This window comes from Nocardia sp. NPDC057663 (assembly GCF_042799895.1).
Lineage (GTDB): Bacteria > Actinomycetota > Actinomycetes > Mycobacteriales > Mycobacteriaceae > Nocardia.
The window spans coordinates 152,145-173,864 of the sequence record NZ_JBHVHX010000004.1; the positions used below are offsets into that span (position 1 = coordinate 152,145).

Sequence of the window (21,720 nt, forward strand, 5' to 3'; positions counted from 1 at the left end):
TCCTGTCCACCATCAGAATTCCCACCCACGCTCCTGGGCAGGTGATCTATTCTGATTTGCTATGCCCCGATCCGGTCGAGGCGGAACCTCGGGTACCGGATACCATCCCCGGGTGGCGAAACTGAAGCTCTCCGTCGATGTCCCCGTCCCGCCGGACCAAGCGTGGGCCCACGCTTCCGACCTGCCCGCGCTCGGCGACTGGCTGAGCATTCACGAGGCGTGGCGCGGCACCCTGCCCGACGGCCTCACCCCCGGCACCGTCCTCGTCGGCATCGCCCGCGTCAAGGGCTTCCGCAACAAGGTCACCTGGACCGTGCGCACCGCCGAACCGCCGCGCCGCCTCGCGCTGACCGGCTCGGGCATCGGCGGCAGCAAGTTCGGGCTCGGGCTGCTGGTCGAACCGGCGGGCAGCGGCTCGAAGGTCGGTGTCGACATCGATCTGGGCGGCGCTCCGCTGTTCGGACCGATCGGTTCAGCTGTCGCGAAGGCGCTGCGCGGCGATATCGAACGCTCCCTCGAAGCCTTCGTCAAGCTCTACGGCTGAGGCGCGACGCGAAAGCCCGGGCGCAACAGCAGGTTCCGTCCGGGCTTTCGCTGCGTGTGGCGTCAGACCACCGCCACTGCTTCGGCGTCGACCGGGGCCTTGGGCTTGCTCCGGGGCAGGAAGAACGCCGGGATCAGGGTCAGCGCCGTCAGAACCACGGTGACCCAGTAGGTGTTACTGAACGCGTCGGCGGCCAGTTCCAGACCTTGCTCGATCACCGACGGCGGCACCTGCGCCGTGAGCTCGGGCTGGGCGTTCGAGGCGATACCGATCTTGGCCTCGGGGTGATCGTTGAGCTGGGCGGCCAGCACGACCGACATCGTCGCCGTGCCGATCGAGGCCGCGGTCTGGTTGATGATGTTCATCAACGTCGAACCGCGCGCGACCTGGGCGTGCGAGAGCGTCTGGATGGCGGCGGTCATCACCGGCATCATGGTGCAGCCCATGCCGAGACCCATCACGAACAGCGCGGCGCCGATCATCAGGTAGGACGTGTCGGCGTGCAGCTGGGTGAAGCCGGCCAGGCCGATGGTGATGAAGGTGATGCCGAACATGACGATCTTGCCCGGCCCGATCTTGTCGACCAGGAAGCCGGCGATCGGCATCGTCAGCATGGCGCCGATACCCTGTGGCGCCATGAGCAGGCCGGAATCGAAGGCCGTCTCACCGCGCACCTGCTGCAGGTAGTTCGGCAGCAGGAAGCCCGCACCGAAGAATGCCGTCGCGAACAGGGACATGGTCAGCACCGAGAAGCGCAGCGACGGATTGCGGAACAGGCGCAGATCGATCAGCGGATGCTCGGTGCGCAGCGCGTGGAACACGAACGCCACCAGCAGCACAGCGCCGATGATCGCCGGAATGAGCACGCGCGCGGCGAGCACCGTGCCCTTCTCCGGGATGGAGGAGACACCGAACAGGAACAGCGCGAGGCCGGGCGAGGCCAGCAGCATGCCGAGGAAGTCGAATGATTCCGACGGCTTCGGCTTGTCGGGCGCGAGCACGATATAGGCCAGGACCAGGGCGACGATACCCAGCGGCAGGTTGATCAGGAAGATCCAGTGCCAGCTGAAGGAGTCGATGAGCCAGCCGCCGAGGATGGGGCCGCAGATCGGGCCGAGCAGCATCGGCACACCGAGCACCGCCATCACGCGGCCGATCCGCTGCGGGCCCGCGGCATGGGTCATGATCGTCATGCCCAGCGGCATGAGCATGCCGCCGCCGATGCCCTGGATGACGCGGAACGCCACCAGCGACTCGATGCTCCACGCCATCGAACACAGCACCGACCCGATGATGAAGAAGATCAGCGCCGCCATATAGAGGCGTTTGGTGCCGAAGCGGTCGGCCGCCCACCCGGTCATCGGGATGACCGAAGCCAGCGCCAGGGTGTAGCCGGTCATGGTCCAGGCGACGACCTCGACGGAGGCCTGGAAGTCCGCCATGAATGTCGGAATCGCGACGGTGACCACGGTGATGTCGAGGATCGACATCACGGCACCGAGGACGACTACGCCCGCCACTTTGAGTACGGCGGCATCCAGCTTGTCAGAGGTGGGATCGGCGGCGGCGCCGATATCCGGAGGTTTCGTCACCGCTTAAGCCTGGCATCTTTCGTCGCCGAAGACCAGCGAAATCCATTGTTCGCGAGCTCGTGTCACACGGGAGCGACCGCCACGGCATCGGCGGCCCGCAGCGCCGTCACCGTCGAATCGGGCGAAGCGGGCAGAAGCGGCAGTCTGACCGCCGCACTGGGGATCTGCCCGCGCTCGGCCAGCACCGCCTTGATCACCGTCGGGTTGGGTTCGGCGAACAGCGCGGCGCCGAGCGCGTCGAGGCGATGGCCGAGCGCACGGCCGCGCGTGACGTCATCGGCGAGCCAGGCGGCGACGAGTTCGGCGTAGGCGGCGGGCGCGATATTGGCCGCGGCCAGGATGCCGCCCCGCGCGCCGAGCGCGAGCAGGGCCGAGGCGAACCGGTCGTCACCGCACAGCACCGTCGTCGCGGACCCGGCACGCGCCATCAGTTCGACACTGGCCGCGTCGACACCTCCCACGGAGTGCTTGAACCCGGCGATGTTCGGAATGCCCGCGAGCCGCACCAGCGTCTCCCCACTGAGCGGGCGCGCGGTGCGGTACGGCACGTCGTAGACGTAGAGCGGGGCCGGACTGGCCGCCGCCAGCGCGGTGAAGTGCGCGACGACACCCTCCTCACTCGGCCGCACGTAGTAGGGCACCACCGCGAGCACTCCCGCGACCGGGTGCCGCATTTCGCCGACCGCCCTGACCGATTCCGCGGTCGCATTGCCGCCCGCGCAGACGATCAGCGGCGCGTTCCGTTCGGCGCACACGGCGGCGCAGAGGTCGAGGACGCGGTCCCGTTCGTCGGCGGTCAACGCCGACGGCTCGGCGGTGGTACCCAAGGCGACGAGTCCGGTCGCGCCCGCGTCGAGGACGCTGTGCGCGTGCCGTTCCAGGGCAGCGGGCGCGAGTGCGCCGTCGGCGGTGAACGGCGTGATCATGGGGACGAACAAACCCTGCAGCGATGTCATGGCTCCATCGTCATGGCGACAGATACATCAGGTCCAGTTCACATTCATGACGATGAACATAAGCTGAACTGATGCTGGATGTCCGCAAGCTCCGCCTCCTGCGCGAACTCGCCCACCGCGGCACCATCGCCGCGGTCGCCGATGCGCTCAGCTACACGCCCTCGGCCGTGTCGCAACAGCTCACCGCCCTCGAGCGCGAGGCGGGCGTCCCCCTCCTGGAACGCACGGGCCGCCGCGTCACTCTCACACCGGCAGCGCATCTGCTCGTCGGCCACACCGAAACGATCCTCGCCGCCCTCGAACGCGCCGATGCCGAATTGGCGGACGCCCGAGACGAACTCGTCGGCACTCTGCGTATCGGCGCCTTCCCCACCGCCGCCCGCACGCTCCTCTCCCCCGCGCTGGTCGCCCTGAGCACCGACCATCCCCGGCTCGAACTCACGGTCACCGAGATCGACCCGGCCGATGTCCCCGACGCCCTGCGCGCGGGTGCCCTCGACATCGCCCTCACCCACGACTACGACCTGGTTCCCGCCACCCCCGACCCCGCCATCCACACCGAGCCCCTGCACACCGAAACCGTCTACCTCGCCACCCGAAACCCCGCACCGGACACCGACCCCCTCCGCGCCCACATCGAATCCCCGTGGATCGCAGGCACACCCGGCACCCTCTGCCACACCGTCACCCTCCGCGCCTGCCAGGCAGCGGGTTTCACCCCTCGCATCCGTCACCACGCCGACGACTTCAATACGGTCCTGGCCTTGGTCGCCGCCGACGCGGGCACCGCGATAGTCCCCGACCTCGCCTTGCCCTCCCCACCCGGCACTGTCTGCCTCACACCGTTGTCGACCCGCCGCCACACCCACCTCGCCTACCGCAACGGCACGGCCACCCACCCCGCCATCGCCGCCGCCCGCACCGCTTTACGCTCGGCTGCCCGAGCGGCGGAACATCATCCGTGAACGACAAACCCACCCGGCCCGATGCCACGGGCAGCTCAGATCGGCAGCCGAGCGCGCGATGACAGCTCAGGCGGTCTTCTCGCGTTGGGGGGTGCGCTGGCGGGTGCGGGTCGCCGAGACCGGGTCGATGTCGGGCATCGACCACTGGGCCGAGAGGGCGAGGCTGGGTTCGCGGCCGGACGCCACGTGCCGGTAGGCGATTTCGGCGGCGGTGTCGGGGTCGCCTGCGGCGATGGCGGCGTAGAGGGCTTCGTGCTCGTCACACTGGGTGCCGGGGTCGCGTTCCTTGGTGAGGTGGAACAGCCAGCGGACGCGAGATTCCAAGGGGCGCAGCAGGGATTGCAGCAGCGGGTTGCCGGAGACCTCGACGATGCGGGCGTGGAAGCCGGCATTCGCGGCGGCGATCGCGGCCTGGTCGCCCGCGGCGGTGGCCTGACGGGCGGCATCGAGTTGCTCGCGCAGGACGGCGAGGTCGCTGGGTTCGGCGCGTTCGGCGGCCAGGCGGGCGGCCAGCACTTCCAGGCTCTCGCGGACGTCGAACAGGTCGCGCACGTCGGTGACGGTGAACGGGGCGACGATCGCGCCCTGACGCGGCACGATGACGACCAACCCCTCGCGCTCGAGCATCTGCAGCGCCTCGCGCAGCGGGATCCGGGAGATCTCCAGCTCGGTCGCGAGATCGCGTTCGACCAGCCGCTGCCCGGGACTCAGCCGCAGGTCGATGATCCGGTCGCGTAGCTCCTCGTAGGCCCGGTCACGCAGCGACTTCTTCGCCGGTTCCTCCGCCACCGCACCATCCTTCCGCGCTTGCACTCCCACCACGGTAGTCCCGCCCACCGTGCGCGACCGTTTCTTACGTTTCGGTAATCCGCCGGTCATCTGCGGGCCCCAGGCTGACACTTAACGGTATACCGCTAAGTGAGCGGTTCGTTCGATCAAGGAGTACCCCGTGCACAAGTCCACTCGGCGCGCGATCGCCTTCGGCTCGGCCGCCCTGGCCGCCGCTGCCCTGCTGTCGGCCTGCGGTTCCTCCGGCACCGCGGCTTCGGGCGGCAAGCTGAAGGTCGGCGTATTCTTCCCCGGCTCGCTCTCGGACACCGGCTTCATGCAGTCGGGATATCTCGGCTACCAGCGCATCGCCGACAAGCTCGGCGACCAGGTGGAACTGAGCAAGGTGGAACAGGTCGCCGCCGCCGACTACCAGCAGGCCCTGGTCCGGTTCGCCTCGACCAACGATCTGGTGATCTCGCTCGGCGGCCAGACCGACGCCGACGTGCGCAAGGTGGCCCCGCAGTTCCCGAACGTGAAGTTCGTCGAGATCGGCGGCCCCGCCGACGCCGAGCCCATGGCCAATCTCGCCTACTACGACCCGCAGCAGGCCGAGGCCGAGTTCCTCAGCGGCGCGGTCGCGGCGGCGGGCTCGAAGGGCGGCGCGGTCGCCTTCGTCGGCGGTGTCGAGCTGCCCGCGATCGTCAACGCCGCCAACGCCTTCGGCAACGGCGCCCGCTTCGCCGAGCCCGGCGTGAAGGTGCTGACCCCGCAGTATGTCGGCGACTTCAACGACCCGGCCAAGGCGAAGCAGGCCGCCCTGGCCGACTACGGCGCAGGCGCAGGCGCGCTCGGCCAGATCGTCAACCTGGGCAAGGCAGGCATGGAGCAGGCCGCGACCCAGTCCGGCGCGGCCATGGTCGGCGGCCCGATCCCCGGCGACTGCACCAACCCCGTCTACCTCGGCTACGTGCACACCGACATCGGTGCCGAGGTGGAGTTCGCCGTCAACGCCGCACTCGACAATTCGTGGAAGGCCGAGAACGTGCGCTTCGGCCTCACCTCGCCCAACCACGGCACCGATTTCGTGTTGTGCAGCAAGGACACCGCGGTCGCCGACGCGCTCGCCAAGGCGAAGTCGGCCCTGTCCACCGGCGCGGTCAAGCCGTACTGACCGTCATGAGTACTCCCGCATTGACCCTGCAGGGCTTGGGTAAGCGCTTCGGTGACGTACAGGCCCTGCACGAGGTAGACGTCACCGTCGAATCCGGCACCGTCCATTGCGTTCTCGGCGAGAACGGCGCGGGCAAGTCGACGCTGTGCAACCTGGTCTTCGGCGGCTACCGGCCCGACACCGGGCGGATGACGCTGGGCGGCACCGAGTTCCGGCCCGACTCGCCCGCTGCCGCAATGGCCGCGGGTGTGGCCATGGTGCACCAGCACTTCAGCCTGGTCACCACGATGACCGTGGCGGAGAACCTGCTGCTCACCCAGCGGGGAGTGCGGATGCGCCGCGCCGAGCTGACCGACCGGCTCGACGAGATCGCGCAGCGCTACCGCCTGCGGATCGACCTCGACCAGCAGGTCGCGACGATGCCGGTCGGCGCGCGGCAGAAGGTCGAGATCGTCAAGGCCCTGCTGCGCGATCCGTCCCTGATCCTGCTCGACGAACCGACCGGCGTGCTCGATCCCGCCGAGATCGACGCGCTGATCGACACCTGCCGCGCCGTCGCCGCCGACGGCAAGGCGGTGGTGCTGGTGACGCACAAGCTCGGCGAGGTCGCCCGGGTCGCCGACGCCGCGACCGTGCTGCGGCGCGGCACGGTCGCCGGCGGCGGGCGGATGTCGAACACCGGCATCGCGCAGCTGCTCACCGCCATGGTCGGCCGCACCGCAGCCGACCTCGATCCGACGGTGGCCGCGACCCTCGGCCTCGACACCGTCGAAACCGCCAGGCCCACAGCGAAAGTCACGCCTGCGATCGGGAGCGAAACGCCGGTGCTGTCCGTCGACGGTCTCCGCGCGTACCGGGCCGACGGCAGCACCGCCCTCGACCAGGTGCGGCTGCGCGTGCGGCCCGGCGAGATCGTCGGCATCGCCGGTGTAGAAGGCAACGGCCAAAGCGAACTCGTCGCCGTCCTGGCGGGCAGTGCACCGGCCGCGGGCGGCACCGTCACCCTCGACTGCACCGATATCACCGCGGCGCGCCCCGCCACCCGCACCGGTCTCGGCCTCGGTGTCGTGCCCGAAGACCGTCACCGTGACGCCATGGTCGCCGACATGACGATCGCCGAAAACCTCTTCCTCGGGCAGCTCGACAGGTTCCGCCGCTTCGGGTTGCTGGACAAACGTGCCATGGGCCGCGCCGCGCGGGCCGAGCTCGCGCGGTTCGATGTGCGCGCCGCGGGGCCGTGGGCGCGCATGGGCGCGCTCTCGGGCGGCAATCAGCAGAAGGTGGTGCTCGCTCGCGAGCTGTCCACCACGAATCTGCGCTGCCTGGTCGCCGCCCAGCCGACGCGCGGATTGGATATCGGCGCGGTCGATTTCGTGCTGACCCAGCTGCGCCGCGCCGCCGCCGACGGCTGCGGTGTGCTCGTGGTGTCGAGCGAGGTGCCCGAACTACTCGCCCTGTGCGATCGGGTGCTGGTCGCCTACCGCGGCGCGCTCACCGGTCCCGTCGACACCGCCGATCCCACCGCGGCACAACAGATCAGCGAATTGATGATGGGAGTGACGGCATGACTGCAACGACCGAGCGCAGGCCGATCCCGGCCGGCTTGCGACGAATCCCGCTGCGCCGCTGGGCACACCAGCCCGTTGTCGTCGCGGCCGCGGCGATGATCGCCGCCGGCGTGGTCGGCCTGATCCTGGCCGCCGTCGCGGGTGCGGCGCCCGGCGCGGCGATGACCGCACTGTGGGAGGGCATGTTCGGCAGCAGCTACGCCGTCGGCGCCTCGCTCAATGTCGCCGCCACCTTGATGCTCGTGGCTGTCGGCTTCACCATCGCGCACCGGGCGGGCCTGGTGAATGTGGGCGGCGAGGGCCAGATCTGCGCGGGCGGGATCGCCGCCACCGCCATCGGGACCACCCTGACCGGCGCTCCTGCCACGGTCACCCTCCCCGCGGTGCTGATCGGCGCGGGGGCCGCGGGCTGGCTCTGGGCCGCGATCGCCGCCTACCTGCGGGTCCGGCGTGGCACCAGCGAGATCATCACCACGCTGCTGCTCAATTTCGTCGGCTTGGCGATGGTACTGCTCGTGGTGCACGAACCCGCGTTGCTGCGGCAGCCGGTGACCTCGTCGGAGACCCTGCCGCAGTCCGAGCAGCTGACCCCGGCGGCGCATCTGCCGCTGCTCGGCATCGAGCGTTCCCCCGCGACCATCGCGCTGTGGATCGCGGTGGTGGCCGCGGTCGGCACCTCGATCCTGGTCCGCCACACCGCACTCGGCACCCGGCTGCGTGCGGTGGGTCTCAACCCCGACGCGGCGATCCGGCTCGGGCTGCCCGTGCAGCGGCTGCGCTTCCTCAGCTTGTCGGGTGCCGGCGCGTTCTCCGGCATCGCGGGCGGATTGCTCGTCGCCACAGCGCCTTTCGTGCTCGCCGAGGGGTTCTCCTCCGGATACGGCTTCTCCGGGCTGGTCGTCGGCCTGCTGGCCCGCGGCTCGGTGGCCGCCGTCGTCGCCGTCTCGCTGCTGCTCGGATTCCTCGTCTCCGGCGGGATCAACCTGCAGCTGGCGGCGAATGTGCCCGCGTCGACCATCGCGGTCGTCGAGTCGCTGATGATCGTGTTCATCGCGGGCGCCGCCCTCTGGACCCGATCGGTGCGCAAGTCCGAACCCGTTGCCCCGCAACCTGTCTCCCCGATCGATACCGCCGACCTCGCAGGAGCACCGCGATGAGTCTCGACACGGTCACCGACATCGCCACCAGCGGTATCGGTTTCACCCTGCCCATCCTCGTCGCCGCGAGCGGAGAACTGGTCAGCGAACGCGCGGGAGTGCTCAATCTGAGCCTCGAAGCCATGATGCTGACCGGCGCGTTCGCCGGGGTACTCGGCGCGGTCACCACCGGTTCACCCGTCCTCGGCGCGATCGCCGCGGTGGCCGCCACGCTGATCTTCGGTGCGCTGCAGGCGATCTGGAGCGTCACCTTGCGGGCCGACCAGATCGTCGTCGGTATCGCGAGCAATGCGCTGGCGCTCGGTGCCACCACCTATGGCGCACGGCTGTTGCTGGCCGACGGCAAGGGCCACAGCGTCCCGGGTTTCGACGCGCTGCGGATCCCCCTGCTGCACCGCATCCCGGTCGTCGGACCCGCCCTGTTCGGGCAGACCGCGCTGGGCTACCTGTGCATCGCCGTCGTCGCCGCGCTGGCGTTCGTGTTCGCCCGCCGCACCAAGCTGGGCCTGGTGATCGACGCGATCGGCGAGGACGCCGTCGCCGCCGACCGCACCGGTCTGTCCGTGCGGGTCGTCCGCTACGGCGGTGTGCTGCTCGCCGCGTTCGCCGCGGGCCTGGGCGGCGCGCAACTGGCGCTGTCGGAGGTGCATTCGTTCAGCGACAACATGACCGGCGGCATCGGCTACCTCGCCGTGGTCGCGGTGATCGCCGGCCGCTGGCGCGCGCTCGGCGTGATCTGGGCGTCGGTGTTCTTCGGCATCGCGCAGGCGCTGCAGTTCGCGCTGCCCGCGCTCGGTGTCGACGTGCCGTTCGCCCTGCTGGTGATGCTGCCCTACCTGATCGCGATCGTCGCCGTCAGCGGCCTGGTCGGCACCAGCCGCTCACCGCGCGACCTGACCGTCGCCTTCGCCCGAACTTCCTGACCCGTCCCCGCTTTCGAGGAGCTCCTCCGTTGACGCTGATCCTGTCGCATTCCGATGTGACCGCCGTGCTCGACCGCAGCGAGGTGCTGACCGCGGTCGAACGGGCCCACGCCGACCTCGCGCTCGGCACCGCGCTCGTCCCGCCGCCACCTGCGATGACACTCGGTGGCGCGGCCTTCGTGCCGATGGTCGCCGCCGCCGAATCCGCCGGGGCCGCCGCCGTGAAACTGCTCGCCGACCTGCCCGCCAACCGCGACCGTGGGCTCCCGGTGCAGCGGTCGGTGATCGTGGTGACCTCGGCGGCCGACGGCGGCTGCGAAGCGCTGATCGACGGGCGGCTGGTCACCGCCGTGCGCACGGCCGCCGCCAGCGCGGTCGCCACGAAATACCTTGCCCGGCAGAATGGTTCGGTTCTCGGCCTGGTCGGCGCCGGCAGCCTTGCCGTCGAGCACACGCGCGCGATCGCCCAGGTGCGCGCGCTGCGCACCGTCCTGGTCTGGTCGCGGTCGACGGAGACGATCGAGCGGTTCGGCACCGCGATCGCCGATCTCGGCCTCACGGTGCGAGCGATGCCGACACCGGAGGCGGTGACCCGCGCCGCCGACATCCTGTGCACGCTCACCCCGTCACGGGAACCGATCGTGCGGGGCGCGTGGTTCGGCGACGGCCTGCACGTCAACGCGGTCGGCGCACCCCCGCGCGCCGACCACCGCGAGGTCGACGGCGCGGCGATGCGCCGTGCGACCGTCGTCGTAGACTCGGTCGGTACCACGCTCACCAAGTCCGGTGACACGCTGCTCGCCCTCGCCGAGGGCGCGATCACCGAGGCGGCGGTGAGCACCGAGCTGGGCGAGGTGATCGCGGGCCGGGCATCCGGTCGCGCCGGCGACGGCGACATCACCCTGTTCAACTCGGTCGGCATCGGCCTGCAGGACCTGGCCGCCGCCCGACTGCTCATCGACAAGGCTCGTGCCAACGGCATCGGAACGGAAGTGGACCTCGCGAAATGACCGCACTCACCGATATCGACATCACCCACCTGCGTCGCGCCATCGACCTCGCCGGCCAGGCCGCGGCGCGTGGTGACCGGCCCTTCGGGGCGGTCACCGTCGACCGCGACGGCCGCGTGCTCGCCGAGGGCACGAACGCGGTGAGCAGCAGCGGCGACGTCACCACCCACGCCGAACTCGTCGCGATCACCACCGCCACCGCGGCGGGACACGCCGAGGCGTTGCGTGGCTCGACCATGTACGCGAGCGGCGAGCCGTGTCCGATGTGCGCCGCCGCGATGGTGTGGGCGCGGGTCGGGCGGATCGTCTTCGCCGCGGCGGCCGCCGAATTCGGCCAGATCCTGCCCGACGGCCCGCGTTTCGCGCTGACCTGCGCCGACCTGGTCGCCACCTCGAACGTGCCGGTCGAGGTCAGTGGCCCGCATCTGGGCGGGGAAGCGCTCGAGGTCTTCCGTGCCGCCACGGCGGGCTGACCCACCGATCACCGGACCGGAACGGACTCCCCACCCAGCTCGCGCTGTTCCTCGATCGCCTCGGGCGTGCCAGGGACCTGGGTGCCGCGCAGCGAGACGCCCTTGGTCTCGATGAGGAAGTAGGCGGCGATCAAGCCGACCAGGCAGGCGCCGAACATGTAGTACGCCGGGAACAGGTGATCACCGGTCGCCTCGATGAGCGCCTGGTTGACCACCGGTGCGGTACCACCGAACAGCGAGGTCGCCACGTTGTAACCGATCGCCACGCCGGCGAAGCGCACGATCGTGGGGAACATGGCCGGGAAGGTCGCCGAGATGGTCGCCAGCTGCGGCGCGTAGAGCAGGCCTAGGATCGCGAACCCGGCGATGGCGCCGGTCAGCGAGCTGCCGATCAGCTTGTACACCGGGATGACCATGATCATCAGCGCCGCGCACGAGAACAGCCACATCGGCCTGCGCCCCACCCGGTCGGAGAGCGCGCCGAGGAACGGCAAGGTCACCAGCATGGCGAGCTGGCCGATCAACGGGACGAGCAGCGCGTCGGATTCCGCCATGCCCAGCGTCGTCCCCAGGTAGGTCGGCGTGTAACTGAGCAGCGAATAGTTCACCACATTCAGCGCGATCACCAGGCCGAACAGGGTCAGGACGGGACGCAGGTATTTCGTCACCAGATCGCGGTAGACGCCGACCACTTCCTCGGTTTCGTCCTTGCTCTCGACCTCGCGGAATACCGGCGTGTCCTCCACCCGGTTCCGCAGGTACATACCGATCAGCCCCAGTGGCGCGGCGATGAGGAACGGCAGCCGCCAGCCCCACGATTCCATCGCCGTATCGTCGAGAATATTCACCAGCAACAGGGCGACAAGATTGCCGAGCGTGAATCCGGCCAGCGTACCGACTTCGAGAAAACTGCCATAGAAACCGCGCTTGCGGTCCGGCGCGTATTCGGCCATGAATGTCGCGGCGCCGCCGTATTCGCCGCCCGCGGACAATCCCTGGACCATGCGCAACAGGTAGAGCAGGATCGGCGCGGCGATGCCGATGACCTCGTAGCTGGGGATCAAGCCGACCGCCAGGGTCGACGCCGCCATCAGCACGATGGTGGTGGCGAGCACGCGTTTACGGCCGATCCGATCGCCCAGCGGTCCCCAGATCATGCCGCCGATGGGCCTGATCAGAAACGAGACCGCGAATCCGAGCAGTGTGTAGACCACGCTCGAACCCGTCCCGTCGCCGGGAAACAACGACGCGGCGATATAGGTCGCCAGGTAGGCGTAGACGCCGTAATCGAACCATTCGACCGCATTTCCGATCGCCGATGCACCGATGGCTCGGTGCAGCACCGATTTCGATTCCTGTGACATCCACAAAACCTCTCGTCGTCGCCTCTTCGGACTACCCGGCGATTTCGCCGGGCAAACGTTGCGACTACGCGAAGAAGGCCCTGGGTTCAGGCGAGAGCCGACAGTTTGCCCGCGAGAACAGTTTTCTCGCGTTCGTTGCCACACAGCCGGACTGCCTCGGCCAGTGCGTCACGCGCCTCGTCGGTGCGGCCGAGCCGCGTGAGCAGTTCGCCGCGCACACTCGGCAGCAGATGCGAATTCGCCAGCGCCCCACCGGCGGCCAGTGCGTCGACGATCGGCAGCGCGGCGGCGGGCCCGTCCGCCATCGATACCGCCACCGCCCGGTTCAGCTCCACCACCGGTGACGGCGCGAGCCTGCCCAGCGCTTCGTAGAGCAGCACCACCCGCTCCCAGTTCGTCGCCTCGACCGACGGTGCGACAGCATGACATTCGGCGATCGCGGCCTGCAGTCCGTACGCGCCGAGCCCACGCCCGACCTCGGCGGCCTTGACCAGCGCGGCCCGGCCACGCCGGATCGCCGAACGGTCCCAGCGGCGCCGATCCTGCTGCTCGAGCAGCACCGGCTGCCCATCGGGACCGGTTCGCGCGGGAAACCGCGCCGCGGTCAGCTCGAGCAGCGCGAGCAATGCGAACACCTCGGCCTCGCCCGGCATCAGCCGGGCCAGGACCCGCGCGAGCCGCAATGCCTCACCGGCCAGGTCGAACCGGATGAGATCGCCGCCGGTGCTGGCCGACGACCCCTCGGTGAAGATCAGGTAGATCACCCCGAGCACCGATCCCAGCCGGGCCCGGCGTTCGGCCGCGGGCGGCACCTCGAACGCGACCTCGGCCGCACCGAGTGTCTTCTTCGCCCTGGTGATCCGCGCCTGCACGGTCGCGGTCGGCACCAGGCAGGCTCTGGCGATCTCGTCGCTGGTCAGACCGCCGACCACACGCAATGTCAACGCCAGCCGGGCTTCCCGCGACAGCACCGGGTGACACGAGATGAACATCAGGGCGAGCACGTCGTCGTCGATCTGGTCGGGATCCCACAGGACCTCCGCGGCCGCGCGGGCCGGGTCGGCGGCCTCGCCGCCGGTCAGCACGCCACCCTCGCCGAGATTGCCCGCGAGGGTGGCGTACCGCTCGTCGAGGGCGGCGCGGCGCCGGAACGCGTCGATCGCGCGGCGCCGTCCGACGGTGAGCAACCACCCGGCCGGTTGCCGTGGCACGCCGTCGCGCGGCCACGTCACCAGTGCCTCGGCCAGCGCCTCCTGCGCGAGATCCTCGGCCATCGCGAAATCTCCGGTGTAGCGGGCCAGCGCGCCGACGATCCGGGCCGATTCGATCCGCCAGACGGCGGCCACGGCTTCCCGGCCGGTGTGGTGGGTCATCGTCGCTGTGCTCAGAGCTGGCCGGTGGCCTCGCGCCAGGCGCGTTCCTTCATGATCCAGGTATTGTCCTGCGGGAATTCGTCGATGCTGGGGACCCGGCGGATCTCGGTCTTGACGCCCGGCCCGGTCATCGGCATCCGCTTGGCCCATTCCACCGCCTCCTCCTTGGAGGCGACATTGAGGATGTAGTAACCGCCGAACAGTTCCTTGGTCTCGCCGTAGGGTCCGTCGGTGACGACCGGGGGTTCCGAGGCGTAGTCGACGACCACTGTGTCGGCGGCGTCGTCGAGGCCCTCGGCGGCGACGAGCACGCCGGCCCGGATCAGTTCGTCGTTGAATTTGCCCATGGTTTCCAGGATCTCGTTGAAGTCGAGCTGGGCGGTCTTGGCCCAGGCTTCGTCGGTCGCGCGCATGATCAGCATGTACTTCATGGTGTGTCTCCTCGGGTAGGTGCGGATCCTTCGTTCATCCCTAGGTCGAACGGGCCACGACACCGATCGACAACCGATCGAAACTTTTTCCAGGACTATTTTCCGCAGCCTACGACGGCGGCCGGGTGACCCGCACGATCGCGAGTGCGCGATCCGGGTACCCGCGACGGCTCGGCGTGATACATCTCGAAGAGACCTGTCACGCGACACAGAGGACAGGCAGAGGGGCAAGGAGTCCATCGTGAGCGCAGTCCTCGTCGAGCAACGCGAGCATGTGCTGGTCGTCGTCATCAACCGGCCGCAGGCCATGAACGCGGTCGACGCCGAGGTCAGCACCGGTGTGGGCGAGGCGCTCGAGCAGGCCGAGGCCGACGCGCAGATCCGGGCCGTCGTGCTCACCGGCGCCGGCGAGCGCGCATTCTGCGCGGGCGCCGACCTCAAGGCGCTCGGCCGCGGTCAGGGGATTCTGGCTCCCGGACACGAGGATTGGGGCCTGGCCGGATATGTGCGTCATCCGATCAGCAAGCCCACCATCGCCGCGGTGAACGGCTTCGCGCTGGGTGGCGGCACCGAACTCGTCCTCGCCAGCGACCTCGCCGTCGCCGCCGAGACCGCCACGTTCGGCCTGCCCGAAGTCGCGCGCGGCCTGTTCGCGGCCGCCGGTGGCGCCTTCCGGCTGCCCGAGCAGCTGCCGCGCAAGGTCGCCATGGAGATGATCCTCACCGGCGAACCGATCACCGCCGCCCGCGCGCTCGAACTCGGGCTGGTCAACCGGGTCGTCCCGGCCGACCTGGTCCTCGACGCGGCCCTGGAGCTGGCGGGCCGGATCGCCGCGAACGCGCCGCTGGCGGTGCAGGCGAGCAAGCGGGTCGCGCTCGGCCTGGTCGACGGCAAGATCGCCGACGACGCGGCCTGGGACCTCACCAACCGCGAGATCATGGGCGTCGCGCAGACCGAGGACGTCCGCGAGGGCACCCTCGCCTTCGCCGAGAAGCGCAAGCCCCACTGGCAGGCTCGCTGACCGCGATGCGGATTCTGATTCTCGGCGCCTCGGGCTTCGTCGGCAGCGCGCTGCACGCGCAGCTGGGCGAACGCCACGAGGTCGTCGGGACCAGCAGGGCCGGGAACGGGCTGATCCCGGTGGATCTCGCCGATGCCGATGCGGTCCGCGCACTCGTCATGGACCGCATCGACGTGGTGATCCATACCGCCGGGATCGTGGATCTGGTTGCTGCCCAACGGGATCCGGAGGCCGCCTACGCGGCGAACGTCGCACCGATGGCGGCGCTGCTCGACGCCGTGGACGACGCGGGCGCGAAACTGGTGTATCTGTCGACCGACAACGTGTTCGACGGCACCCGGGACCACTACGACGAAACCGCCCTGCGCACACCGATCAACGTCTACGGCTGCACCAAGTCCGCCGCCGAGCAGTTGGTCCTGGCCCGCGGCGGGCACCTCGTTGCCCGGCTCCCGCTGGTCTACGGCCGCAGCCCGCGCTCGGACAAATTCCTCGCCCGCTTCGCCACCCCGACCATCGAGGCGCGCACCGATATCGTGTGCAACCCGCTCTATCTCCCCAGCTTGGCGCCCATGCTCGAGCACCTCGCGGACGAGAAGGGCGTGGTCCACCTGGCCGGTTCGGAGACAGTGAGCCGCTACGAGCTGATGACTCGCGTCCGCGACCGGCTCGGCGCGCCGACCCGAATTGTGCCCACCGGCAACGATTCCGCGCCACCGGACTGCCCGCGGCCACGGCGGCTGATCCTGCGCAGCGTCCGGCACAGCCACACCGGCCCCGCGGTGGACGCCGCCCTCGACGACCTCATCGGCCCTGCGCCGACGCCTCCGCCTGGGCGCTGATCGCCGTCCCCATCCACCGGCGCAGGTAGCGCCGTAGTTCGTCGTCGCCGCGTGGCGGGTTGCCGGGCGAGAGGAAGAACGACTGCATGGTGCGCAGGGCGTATTCGACGAGTTCGCGCAGCGCCGGTTCGTCGTATCCGTGTGCCGCCCAGTCGACATCGAAGCGCCGGATCATCGTCATGCCGAAGGCCTGCGCCTCGTCGGAGGTGAGGCTGTCGGTGTGGAGGTTCGCGTACGAACTCGACAGCAGGATGCCCAGGTGCGGGGTCTGACGGACCTCGGTGAGGGTGTAGACGACGGCCTCGATCATCGCGTCGGCCGGGTCGTCGAGCCCGCGAACGTGCGCCGTCAGCCGATCGAGGAAGCCGTCGACCGAGGCGATGGCCGCGGCCGTCATCAGGGCGTCGGCGCTGGGGAAATACCGGTAGACGGTCTGGCGGATGACGCCGAGCGATTCCGCGACGTCGGCGATGCTGATCTCCGCGCCGGTCCGGCCGATGAGTTCGACCGCGGCGGCGACGATCCGGCGCGCGGCCTCCGCATCGTCAGCCGGCGGACTGCCACCCCATCCACGTCTGCGCGCCACCGGGTGGACGCTAGCACAACCCCAGGTCACAGCGAATTCCGTAAAAGTGATCATACACGCGAAGGCCTTTGCGTATGATTACCTCATCACCCGAGCGGCAGGCACACGCCCGAACAACGAGGTACTCCACGTGACCGACCTTCATGTCCGCAAAATGGACTTCGCCTTCTCCGACTACGACGTGCCGTTCCTGTGGAATCCACAGAACCCGGCCTTCTCCTCGATGGCCAATGCCGTCTCGTTCCTGGCGATCGGCTTCGAGAAGATGATCGTGCAGCTGATCACGCAGGCGAAACCGCAGATCACCGACCCCGAGGTAGCCGAGGAAGCCGACGCGTTCATGCGTCAGGAGGGCCAGCATTCGACCGCCCACCGCCAGCACGTCAAGGCACTGATCCGGCGCTATCCGGGCCTGCAGCAGACCCTCGACGCGGTGATCGGCGAGTTCGACAAGCTCACCGCGAGCACCCCGGTCAAGTACCGCCTCGCCTACACCGCCGATCTCGAGGCGACCTTCACGCCGGTGTTCAAGCTGATGCTCGACAACGACTCGACCCTGTTCGCCCCCGGTGACGATCGGGTCGCCTCGCTGTTCATCTGGCATTTCGTCGAGGAGGTCGAGCATCGCAGTTCGGCGCTGATCATCTTCAACTCCGTGGTCGACAGCGAGCTGTACCGGATGCGGGTGGCGCCCTCGATCTTCCGGCACGTATTGCAGGTGATCCGAGTGGCCTGCGAGGGCTTCAACGAGCATGTGCCGCTGGCAGATCGGCAGGTCGACGCGCTGTCGATGTTCGCGAACTACCGTCGCGGGCAGACCCTGCGCCGGTTGCTGCCCGGGCTGCGGCCCGCCGACAACGGCACCATGCCTCGCGCGTTCGACGATCTGGGCCTGGGTGAACAGCTCGTCGCCCTGGGCGGCATCATCCGCAGCCAGATGCCTCGGCACAATCCCGCGCACGAGAACCTGCCCGCGCTCGCCGACGAGTGGTTCCGCCGCTATGACGAGGGCTACGACGTCACCCGTTGGTACACCGCCGATTCCGTCAGTTCGTAGGAGGGCCGCCCGATGGCCGAACACTGCTCACCCACCTTCGCCGAGCTCGCCACCCAGCTCGGTTTCTCCTGCGAGGAAGCGGGCGGACTCGTCGAGTTCCGTAGTCCCTTCGCCCTGGAGAACTGGACGCTGCCGGTTCTCGAGATCACCATCGTGCTCGGCGCGGTGCTCGCGCTCTGGTACGCGATCGTGCGCCTGCGCCGCCACGGCGACCCCACCGACCTGGTGTTGTGGTTCGGCGCGACCGCCTACCTGTTCGTGATCGAGCCGCCGCTGTACTTCCCGGCCGCGTTCGGCATCGAGGACCATGTCGACACGATGTTCGCGCACAACGTGTTCACCGTGGATTTCCTGTGGGGCCGATTGCCGATCTACATCGTGGCGATCTATCCGCTGATGGCCACGATGGCCTTCGGGATCGTCCGGATGCTCGGCATCTTCCGGCGCTACGGCGTGCTCGTGGGCGCGATCTGCGTGGGTTTCGTGCACCACGCGTTCTACGAGATCTTCGACCATCTCGGCCCGCAGCTGCGGTGGTGGGAGTGGTCGGTGGACAATCCCATCAACCAGCCGATGTTCGACTCGGTGCCGGTGGGCAGCGTGGTGGTGTTCGCCGCGCTGTGGCCGATGTCGCTGGCGTTCTGCGTGCAGTACTTCGTCGGCCGCCAGGTCGATCAGGGCCGGGACTTCTCCGGCGTCGAATTGGTCTGGCGCACGGTGGTGATCGGCCTGCTGGCCTCGGTGGGCACCTTCCTGCTGCCGCTACCGGCGACAGTGCTCGGTGCGGGCAGTACGACGGTGCGCGGCGTGGTCTACCTGCTGGAACTGGCCGTGCTCTCGCTGGTCGCCGCGGTCGTCCTGGTGCGCCGGTGGCGTGAGCTGCGGAGCGGTGACACGGCGGAGCCGCGCTACCTGAACCCGTTCGTTCAGCGCTATGCCATCGTCTATCTCGTTGTCCTGGCCGGACTCTGGCTCGCCTCGCTGCCCGCGTTCTTCGACGCGGTGGACGGCGAGACGGCCACCGGTGATCCGATCGGCAACCTCTGGTACACGACGGGCTGCTTCGCCATCGCCGTTCTGTCGGTGCTGGCCACCTTCACGCTGCCCCGTCCAGGCGACGAGGCCGCCGCGCCGGAGTCGGCGAACGCGGTGGTCACCAGCTGAGCCGACGCCGCCCGCCCCGGGAGTTCCGCGGCGGGCGGCGGATCTCCAATGCCCCTGGCCACCCTGGTCTACGGCGTCGCCACCGGCCGCTACCTCACCGCCATGCCGAACGGTGGGTGTCGGTGATCCGGGATCGAGAGCGGCGGGCGGCCTGACCTTCGCCCCGGAGGAGGACGCCGCCGGACAACCGGCTGGGGTGGCAGGTGGCGGCGGCGATCGATCTGTTCGGCACCACAGGTCCGGGGGACATATACGGCTCCGTACCATCGACATATGAGCGTCACCGACCACACCGAGCGCACGGCCGACACCAGCTCGCCCGAAACCGGGACGCGGACGGCCACGCCGGAGAAAGTCGTGCGGCGGCGCCCCAAGAACCGTCGCGCCCAGATCGCCGCGGAGGCCGCGTCCGCGTTCGGCGCCCACGGGTACCACGGCGTGAGCATGGAGGACATCGCCGGCAGGCTCGGAATCAGCTCGGCCGCGCTCTACCGCCACTACCGGAGCAAGTACGCGCTGTTCCGGGAGGAGCTGTTCCGGCTCGCCGAGGTGACGGTGGCGGCGGTGACGCTGCCCGAGGACGCGGCGGATTGGTCACCGCAGGAACGATTCGACCATGTCATCGACGCCGTCATCGCCAAGACCATCGGCAATCGGTCGACCACCGCGCTGGTCCGCTGGGAACGCCGTTATCTCGACGAGGACGACCGGCAGGCCCTCGACGACAAGTTCACCGAGGCGGTTCGCCTGCTCGGCGGCCTGGTCCGTGAGCTGCACCCCGGACTCACCCGCGACGACGTCGCCGTCCGCTCAGTGGCAGTGTTCAGCGTGGTCAGCAGCATCGGCGACCACCACGCGACCCTGCCGACCAGACTGCTCACTCCCCTGCTCGCCTCGACCTGCCGGGCACTGATCGATGTCGACCTGCCCGCGCCGGAACCCGCGCGCCCCCCGGCGGAGCCCGACACCGGATCGCCGTTCATGCACGAAGTGCTGCTGTCGAAGTCGGTCGAACTGTTCCATGAGCGCGGCTACCAGAATGTCAGCGTCGAGGACATCGCCACCGCCGCCGATCTGGCCACCGCCTCGGCGGTCTACCGCTACTACCGCAGCAAGAGCGACCTGCTCGCCGCGGCGTTCCGGCGCGCGGCCGATATCGTGTCCGGCGCGATCGGCCCGACGGTCGCCGCTTCGGCCACCCCCGCCGAAGCACTGTCGTCACTGATCGACATGTACGTGCAGGGCTCCTTCGCCGAACGCGCCCTCACCTACGTCTATTACGCCGAGTTCGGCAATGTGGCACCCGAAGACCGGGTGACGCTGCAGCACATCCAGCAACTGGTCATCGCCGAATGGACCAAGCTCCTGGTGCAGGTCCGCCCCGAGCTGACGGACGCTGAAGCACGCATCCTCGTCCACGCCGGCTTCGCCCTCGTCGTCGACCTCGGCCGGGCCTTCGGCGACGCGGGCGTCGCCCCCCAGAACCGCGTCATCACCCTCCACCGCACCACCCTGTTCGGCCACGCCTGACCACAACTCGCTGCCACTCCGGGGTGGAGTGGCAGCGAGTGCTGGTGCGGCAGAGACAGTTACAGCCCCAGGGTGCGGCCGATGATGTCGCGCTGGATTTCGCTGGTGCCGCCGAAGATGGTGGAGACCAGGGCGCCGCGGACGTGCTTCTCCATGTCGAACTCGCGGGCGTAGCCGTAGCCGCCCATCATCTGCATGCCTTCCAGCGCCACCCGCTTGCTGGTCTCGGTGGCCTTGAGCTTGGCCATCGAGGCCTCCCTGGCGAGCACCTTGTTCGGGTTGGCGTCGGCTTCCCTGGCCACGCTGTAGATCAGCAGCTTGGTGCATTCGATCTCGGTGGCCAGGTCGGCCAGGCGGTGGCGCAGCGACTGGAACGAGCCGACCGGCCTGCCGAACTGCTTGCGCTGGGTGACGAAGGCGATGGTGTCCTCGAAGGCGCGTTCGGCGGCGCCCAGGCTCATGGCGGCCAGGATGAGGCGCTCGAAGTTGAGCCCGGTCATCAGCTGACGCCAGCCGTTGCCCTCCTCGCCGACCACCGCGTCCTCGGGCAGCACGCAGTCGGTGAAGTACAGGTCGTTGGTCTCGGTCTGGTTGCCCATCAGCTCGATCGGCGTGATCTGCAGGCCGGGGGTGTCGGCGGGCACGTGGAACATGGTCATGCCCTCGTGCTTTCCGCCCTCCTTCGAGGTGCGGGCCACGAGCAGGATGTTCTCGGAGATGTGGGCGTTGGAACACCACGTCTTCTGGCCGTTGATCAGCCAGCCGTCGGCGGTCTTGACCGCCTTCGTCGACAGGTTGCCCACATCCGAGCCCGCCTCGGGCTCCGACATCGAGATCGACTGGGAGGCACCGCGAACGATGCCGCGCAGCACATTCTCTTTCTGCGCCTCGGTGCCGAACTTGGCGTAGGCGCCACCGGTGATCAGCGTCGGACCGATCGCGCCGATCGGCAGCATGCCGCGCAGCGATTCCTCGAGCAGGATGCACATGTCGACCATCGAGGCATCCGAGCCGCCGTACTCCTCAGGCACCGTCAAACCCAGCCAGCCGAGCTCGGCCATCTTCGCGTACACGCCGGGGTTGTGCTGTTCCTTGTCGTGCTCGGTCAGCGCGTCACGCTGCTCCCGAGTCCCCGCCTCGCGCTTGGCGAACGCGGCCACGGCCGCGGCGAAATCCTTCTGTTCCGGGCTGAATTCGACGCCCATAGTGTCCCTCTTCTTCC

The 21,720-nt window shown here is 69.2% G+C and carries 21 protein-coding genes; 13 read left to right on the plus strand and 8 right to left on the minus strand.

The genetic code is table 11. The annotated features are described in order from the left end of the window. Positions 1-112: 112 nt before the first annotated feature. Positions 113-544 (plus strand): SRPBCC family protein, encoded by a 432-nt coding sequence (locus tag ACFVAV_RS11955; protein ID WP_379033941.1) that lies wholly within the window; start codon positions 113-115, stop codon positions 542-544. 62 nt (positions 545-606) lie between these two features. Here ACFVAV_RS11955 and ACFVAV_RS11960 read toward each other — a convergent pair whose 3' ends face one another. Beyond that, positions 607-2,136: a DHA2 family efflux MFS transporter permease subunit gene (locus ACFVAV_RS11960; RefSeq protein WP_379033943.1), complete on the minus strand. Its 1,530-nt coding sequence runs from the start codon at positions 2,134-2,136 to the stop codon at positions 607-609. 62 nt (positions 2,137-2,198) lie between these two features. Then, positions 2,199-3,092 (minus strand): 4-hydroxy-tetrahydrodipicolinate synthase, encoded by an 894-nt coding sequence (dapA, locus tag ACFVAV_RS11965; protein WP_379033945.1) that lies wholly within the window; start codon positions 3,090-3,092, stop codon positions 2,199-2,201. 71 nt (positions 3,093-3,163) lie between these two features. Here dapA and ACFVAV_RS11970 point away from each other — a divergent pair, with 71 nt between their 5' ends. Next, positions 3,164-4,057, plus strand: a complete 894-nt coding sequence (locus ACFVAV_RS11970) for a LysR substrate-binding domain-containing protein (RefSeq protein ID WP_379033947.1) — start codon at positions 3,164-3,166, stop codon at positions 4,055-4,057. 66 nt (positions 4,058-4,123) lie between these two features. Here ACFVAV_RS11970 and ACFVAV_RS11975 read toward each other — a convergent pair whose 3' ends face one another. Beyond that, on the minus strand, positions 4,124-4,846 hold the full coding sequence (locus tag ACFVAV_RS11975; RefSeq protein ID WP_379033949.1) for a GntR family transcriptional regulator: 723 nt from the start codon (positions 4,844-4,846) through the stop codon (positions 4,124-4,126). A 160-nt stretch (positions 4,847-5,006) separates the two neighbouring features. On the opposite strand from ACFVAV_RS11975, the gene ACFVAV_RS11980 reads away from it, so the two are divergent. From ACFVAV_RS11980 to ACFVAV_RS12005, 6 genes are read left to right on the plus strand one after another with little or no spacing between them, the layout of a single operon-like run. Then, complete coding sequence (locus ACFVAV_RS11980) at positions 5,007-5,999, plus strand: BMP family protein (protein WP_379033951.1); 993 nt, start codon at positions 5,007-5,009, stop codon at positions 5,997-5,999. Between the two features lie 5 nt (positions 6,000-6,004). Beyond that, positions 6,005-7,567: an ABC transporter ATP-binding protein gene (locus tag ACFVAV_RS11985; RefSeq protein ID WP_379033953.1), complete on the plus strand. Its 1,563-nt coding sequence runs from the start codon at positions 6,005-6,007 to the stop codon at positions 7,565-7,567. Next, complete coding sequence (locus tag ACFVAV_RS11990) at positions 7,564-8,724, plus strand: ABC transporter permease (protein WP_379033955.1); 1,161 nt, start codon at positions 7,564-7,566, stop codon at positions 8,722-8,724. Before ACFVAV_RS11985 ends, ACFVAV_RS11990 begins: the two co-directional genes overlap by 4 nt. Further along, complete coding sequence (locus ACFVAV_RS11995) at positions 8,721-9,647, plus strand: ABC transporter permease (protein ID WP_379033957.1); 927 nt, start codon at positions 8,721-8,723, stop codon at positions 9,645-9,647. The genes ACFVAV_RS11990 and ACFVAV_RS11995 overlap by 4 nt, the downstream gene beginning before the upstream one ends. 29 nt (positions 9,648-9,676) lie before the next feature. Further along, on the plus strand, positions 9,677-10,657 hold the full coding sequence (locus ACFVAV_RS12000) for an ornithine cyclodeaminase family protein (RefSeq protein WP_379033959.1): 981 nt from the start codon (positions 9,677-9,679) through the stop codon (positions 10,655-10,657). Beyond that, on the plus strand, positions 10,654-11,130 hold the full coding sequence (locus tag ACFVAV_RS12005; protein WP_379033960.1) for a nucleoside deaminase: 477 nt from the start codon (positions 10,654-10,656) through the stop codon (positions 11,128-11,130). Before ACFVAV_RS12000 ends, ACFVAV_RS12005 begins: the two co-directional genes overlap by 4 nt. 8 nt (positions 11,131-11,138) lie before the next feature. On the opposite strand, the gene ACFVAV_RS12010 is transcribed toward ACFVAV_RS12005, so the two are convergent. The 3 genes from ACFVAV_RS12010 to ACFVAV_RS12020 form a co-directional block, all read right to left on the minus strand. Next, entirely contained in the window at positions 11,139-12,494 is a 1,356-nt protein-coding gene (locus ACFVAV_RS12010; protein ID WP_379033961.1) for an MFS transporter, read from the minus strand. Between the two features lie 86 nt (positions 12,495-12,580). Further along, the gene (locus ACFVAV_RS12015) at positions 12,581-13,867 is read right to left on the minus strand and encodes an RNA polymerase sigma factor (protein ID WP_379033962.1); all 1,287 of its coding nucleotides are present in this window, start codon (positions 13,865-13,867) and stop codon (positions 12,581-12,583) included. An 11-nt stretch (positions 13,868-13,878) separates the two neighbouring features. Beyond that, positions 13,879-14,298, minus strand: a complete 420-nt coding sequence (locus tag ACFVAV_RS12020; RefSeq protein WP_379033963.1) for a YciI family protein — start codon at positions 14,296-14,298, stop codon at positions 13,879-13,881. Positions 14,299-14,536: 238 nt separating this feature from the next. Here ACFVAV_RS12020 and ACFVAV_RS12025 point away from each other — a divergent pair, with 238 nt between their 5' ends. Together ACFVAV_RS12025 and ACFVAV_RS12030 are read left to right on the plus strand one after the other, a co-directional pair. Next, complete coding sequence (locus tag ACFVAV_RS12025; protein WP_379034551.1) at positions 14,537-15,319, plus strand: crotonase/enoyl-CoA hydratase family protein; 783 nt, start codon at positions 14,537-14,539, stop codon at positions 15,317-15,319. 5 nt (positions 15,320-15,324) lie between these two features. Next, complete coding sequence (locus ACFVAV_RS12030; protein ID WP_379033964.1) at positions 15,325-16,161, plus strand: SDR family oxidoreductase; 837 nt, start codon at positions 15,325-15,327, stop codon at positions 16,159-16,161. Here ACFVAV_RS12030 and ACFVAV_RS12035 read toward each other — a convergent pair. Further along, positions 16,124-16,747, minus strand: coding sequence for a TetR/AcrR family transcriptional regulator (locus ACFVAV_RS12035; RefSeq protein ID WP_379033965.1), 624 nt, complete (start codon positions 16,745-16,747; stop codon positions 16,124-16,126). The two genes, ACFVAV_RS12030 and ACFVAV_RS12035, sit on opposite strands and share 38 nt — an antisense overlap. 130 nt (positions 16,748-16,877) lie before the next feature. Between ACFVAV_RS12035 and ACFVAV_RS12040 the strand changes: the two genes are divergently transcribed. The 3 genes from ACFVAV_RS12040 to ACFVAV_RS12050 all read left to right on the plus strand — a co-directional run bounded on the left by ACFVAV_RS12040 (position 16,878) and on the right by ACFVAV_RS12050 (position 20,498). Then, positions 16,878-17,804: a metal-dependent hydrolase gene (locus ACFVAV_RS12040; RefSeq protein ID WP_379033966.1), complete on the plus strand. Its 927-nt coding sequence runs from the start codon at positions 16,878-16,880 to the stop codon at positions 17,802-17,804. Between the two features lie 12 nt (positions 17,805-17,816). Beyond that, positions 17,817-18,968 carry a hypothetical protein gene (locus tag ACFVAV_RS12045; RefSeq protein WP_379033967.1) on the plus strand — a complete coding sequence of 384 codons (1,152 nt, stop codon included), beginning with the start codon at positions 17,817-17,819 and terminating at the stop codon, positions 18,966-18,968. A 273-nt stretch (positions 18,969-19,241) separates the two neighbouring features. After that, positions 19,242-20,498 (plus strand): TetR/AcrR family transcriptional regulator, encoded by a 1,257-nt coding sequence (locus ACFVAV_RS12050; RefSeq protein WP_379033968.1) that lies wholly within the window; start codon positions 19,242-19,244, stop codon positions 20,496-20,498. Between the two features lie 59 nt (positions 20,499-20,557). Here ACFVAV_RS12050 and ACFVAV_RS12055 read toward each other — a convergent pair whose 3' ends face one another. Further along, complete coding sequence (locus tag ACFVAV_RS12055; RefSeq protein ID WP_379033970.1) at positions 20,558-21,703, minus strand: acyl-CoA dehydrogenase family protein; 1,146 nt, start codon at positions 21,701-21,703, stop codon at positions 20,558-20,560. Positions 21,704-21,720: the final 17 nt, after the last annotated feature.

Excerpts from the sequence above, each read along its gene's own strand:
- dapA (WP_379033945.1), bottom strand. The coding sequence starts at position 3,092 with ATGACATCGCTGCAGGGTTTGTTCGTCCCCATGATCACGCCGTTCACC.
- ACFVAV_RS12020 (WP_379033963.1), bottom strand. The coding sequence starts at position 14,298 with ATGAAGTACATGCTGATCATGCGCGCGACCGACGAAGCCTGGGCCAAG.
- ACFVAV_RS12050 (WP_379033968.1), top strand. The coding sequence starts at position 19,242 with ATGAGCGTCACCGACCACACCGAGCGCACGGCCGACACCAGCTCGCCC.
- ACFVAV_RS12030 (WP_379033964.1), top strand. The coding sequence starts at position 15,325 with ATGCGGATTCTGATTCTCGGCGCCTCGGGCTTCGTCGGCAGCGCGCTG.
- ACFVAV_RS12005 (WP_379033960.1), top strand. The coding sequence starts at position 10,654 with ATGACCGCACTCACCGATATCGACATCACCCACCTGCGTCGCGCCATC.
- ACFVAV_RS11970 (WP_379033947.1), top strand. The coding sequence starts at position 3,164 with ATGCTGGATGTCCGCAAGCTCCGCCTCCTGCGCGAACTCGCCCACCGC.
- ACFVAV_RS12010 (WP_379033961.1), bottom strand. The coding sequence starts at position 12,494 with ATGTCACAGGAATCGAAATCGGTGCTGCACCGAGCCATCGGTGCATCG.
- ACFVAV_RS12045 (WP_379033967.1), top strand. The coding sequence starts at position 17,817 with ATGGCCGAACACTGCTCACCCACCTTCGCCGAGCTCGCCACCCAGCTC.
- ACFVAV_RS12015 (WP_379033962.1), bottom strand. The coding sequence starts at position 13,867 with ATGACCCACCACACCGGCCGGGAAGCCGTGGCCGCCGTCTGGCGGATC.
- ACFVAV_RS11990 (WP_379033955.1), top strand. The coding sequence starts at position 7,564 with ATGACTGCAACGACCGAGCGCAGGCCGATCCCGGCCGGCTTGCGACGA.
- ACFVAV_RS12055 (WP_379033970.1), bottom strand. The coding sequence starts at position 21,703 with ATGGGCGTCGAATTCAGCCCGGAACAGAAGGATTTCGCCGCGGCCGTG.
- ACFVAV_RS11985 (WP_379033953.1), top strand. The coding sequence starts at position 6,005 with ATGAGTACTCCCGCATTGACCCTGCAGGGCTTGGGTAAGCGCTTCGGT.
- ACFVAV_RS11995 (WP_379033957.1), top strand. The coding sequence starts at position 8,721 with ATGAGTCTCGACACGGTCACCGACATCGCCACCAGCGGTATCGGTTTC.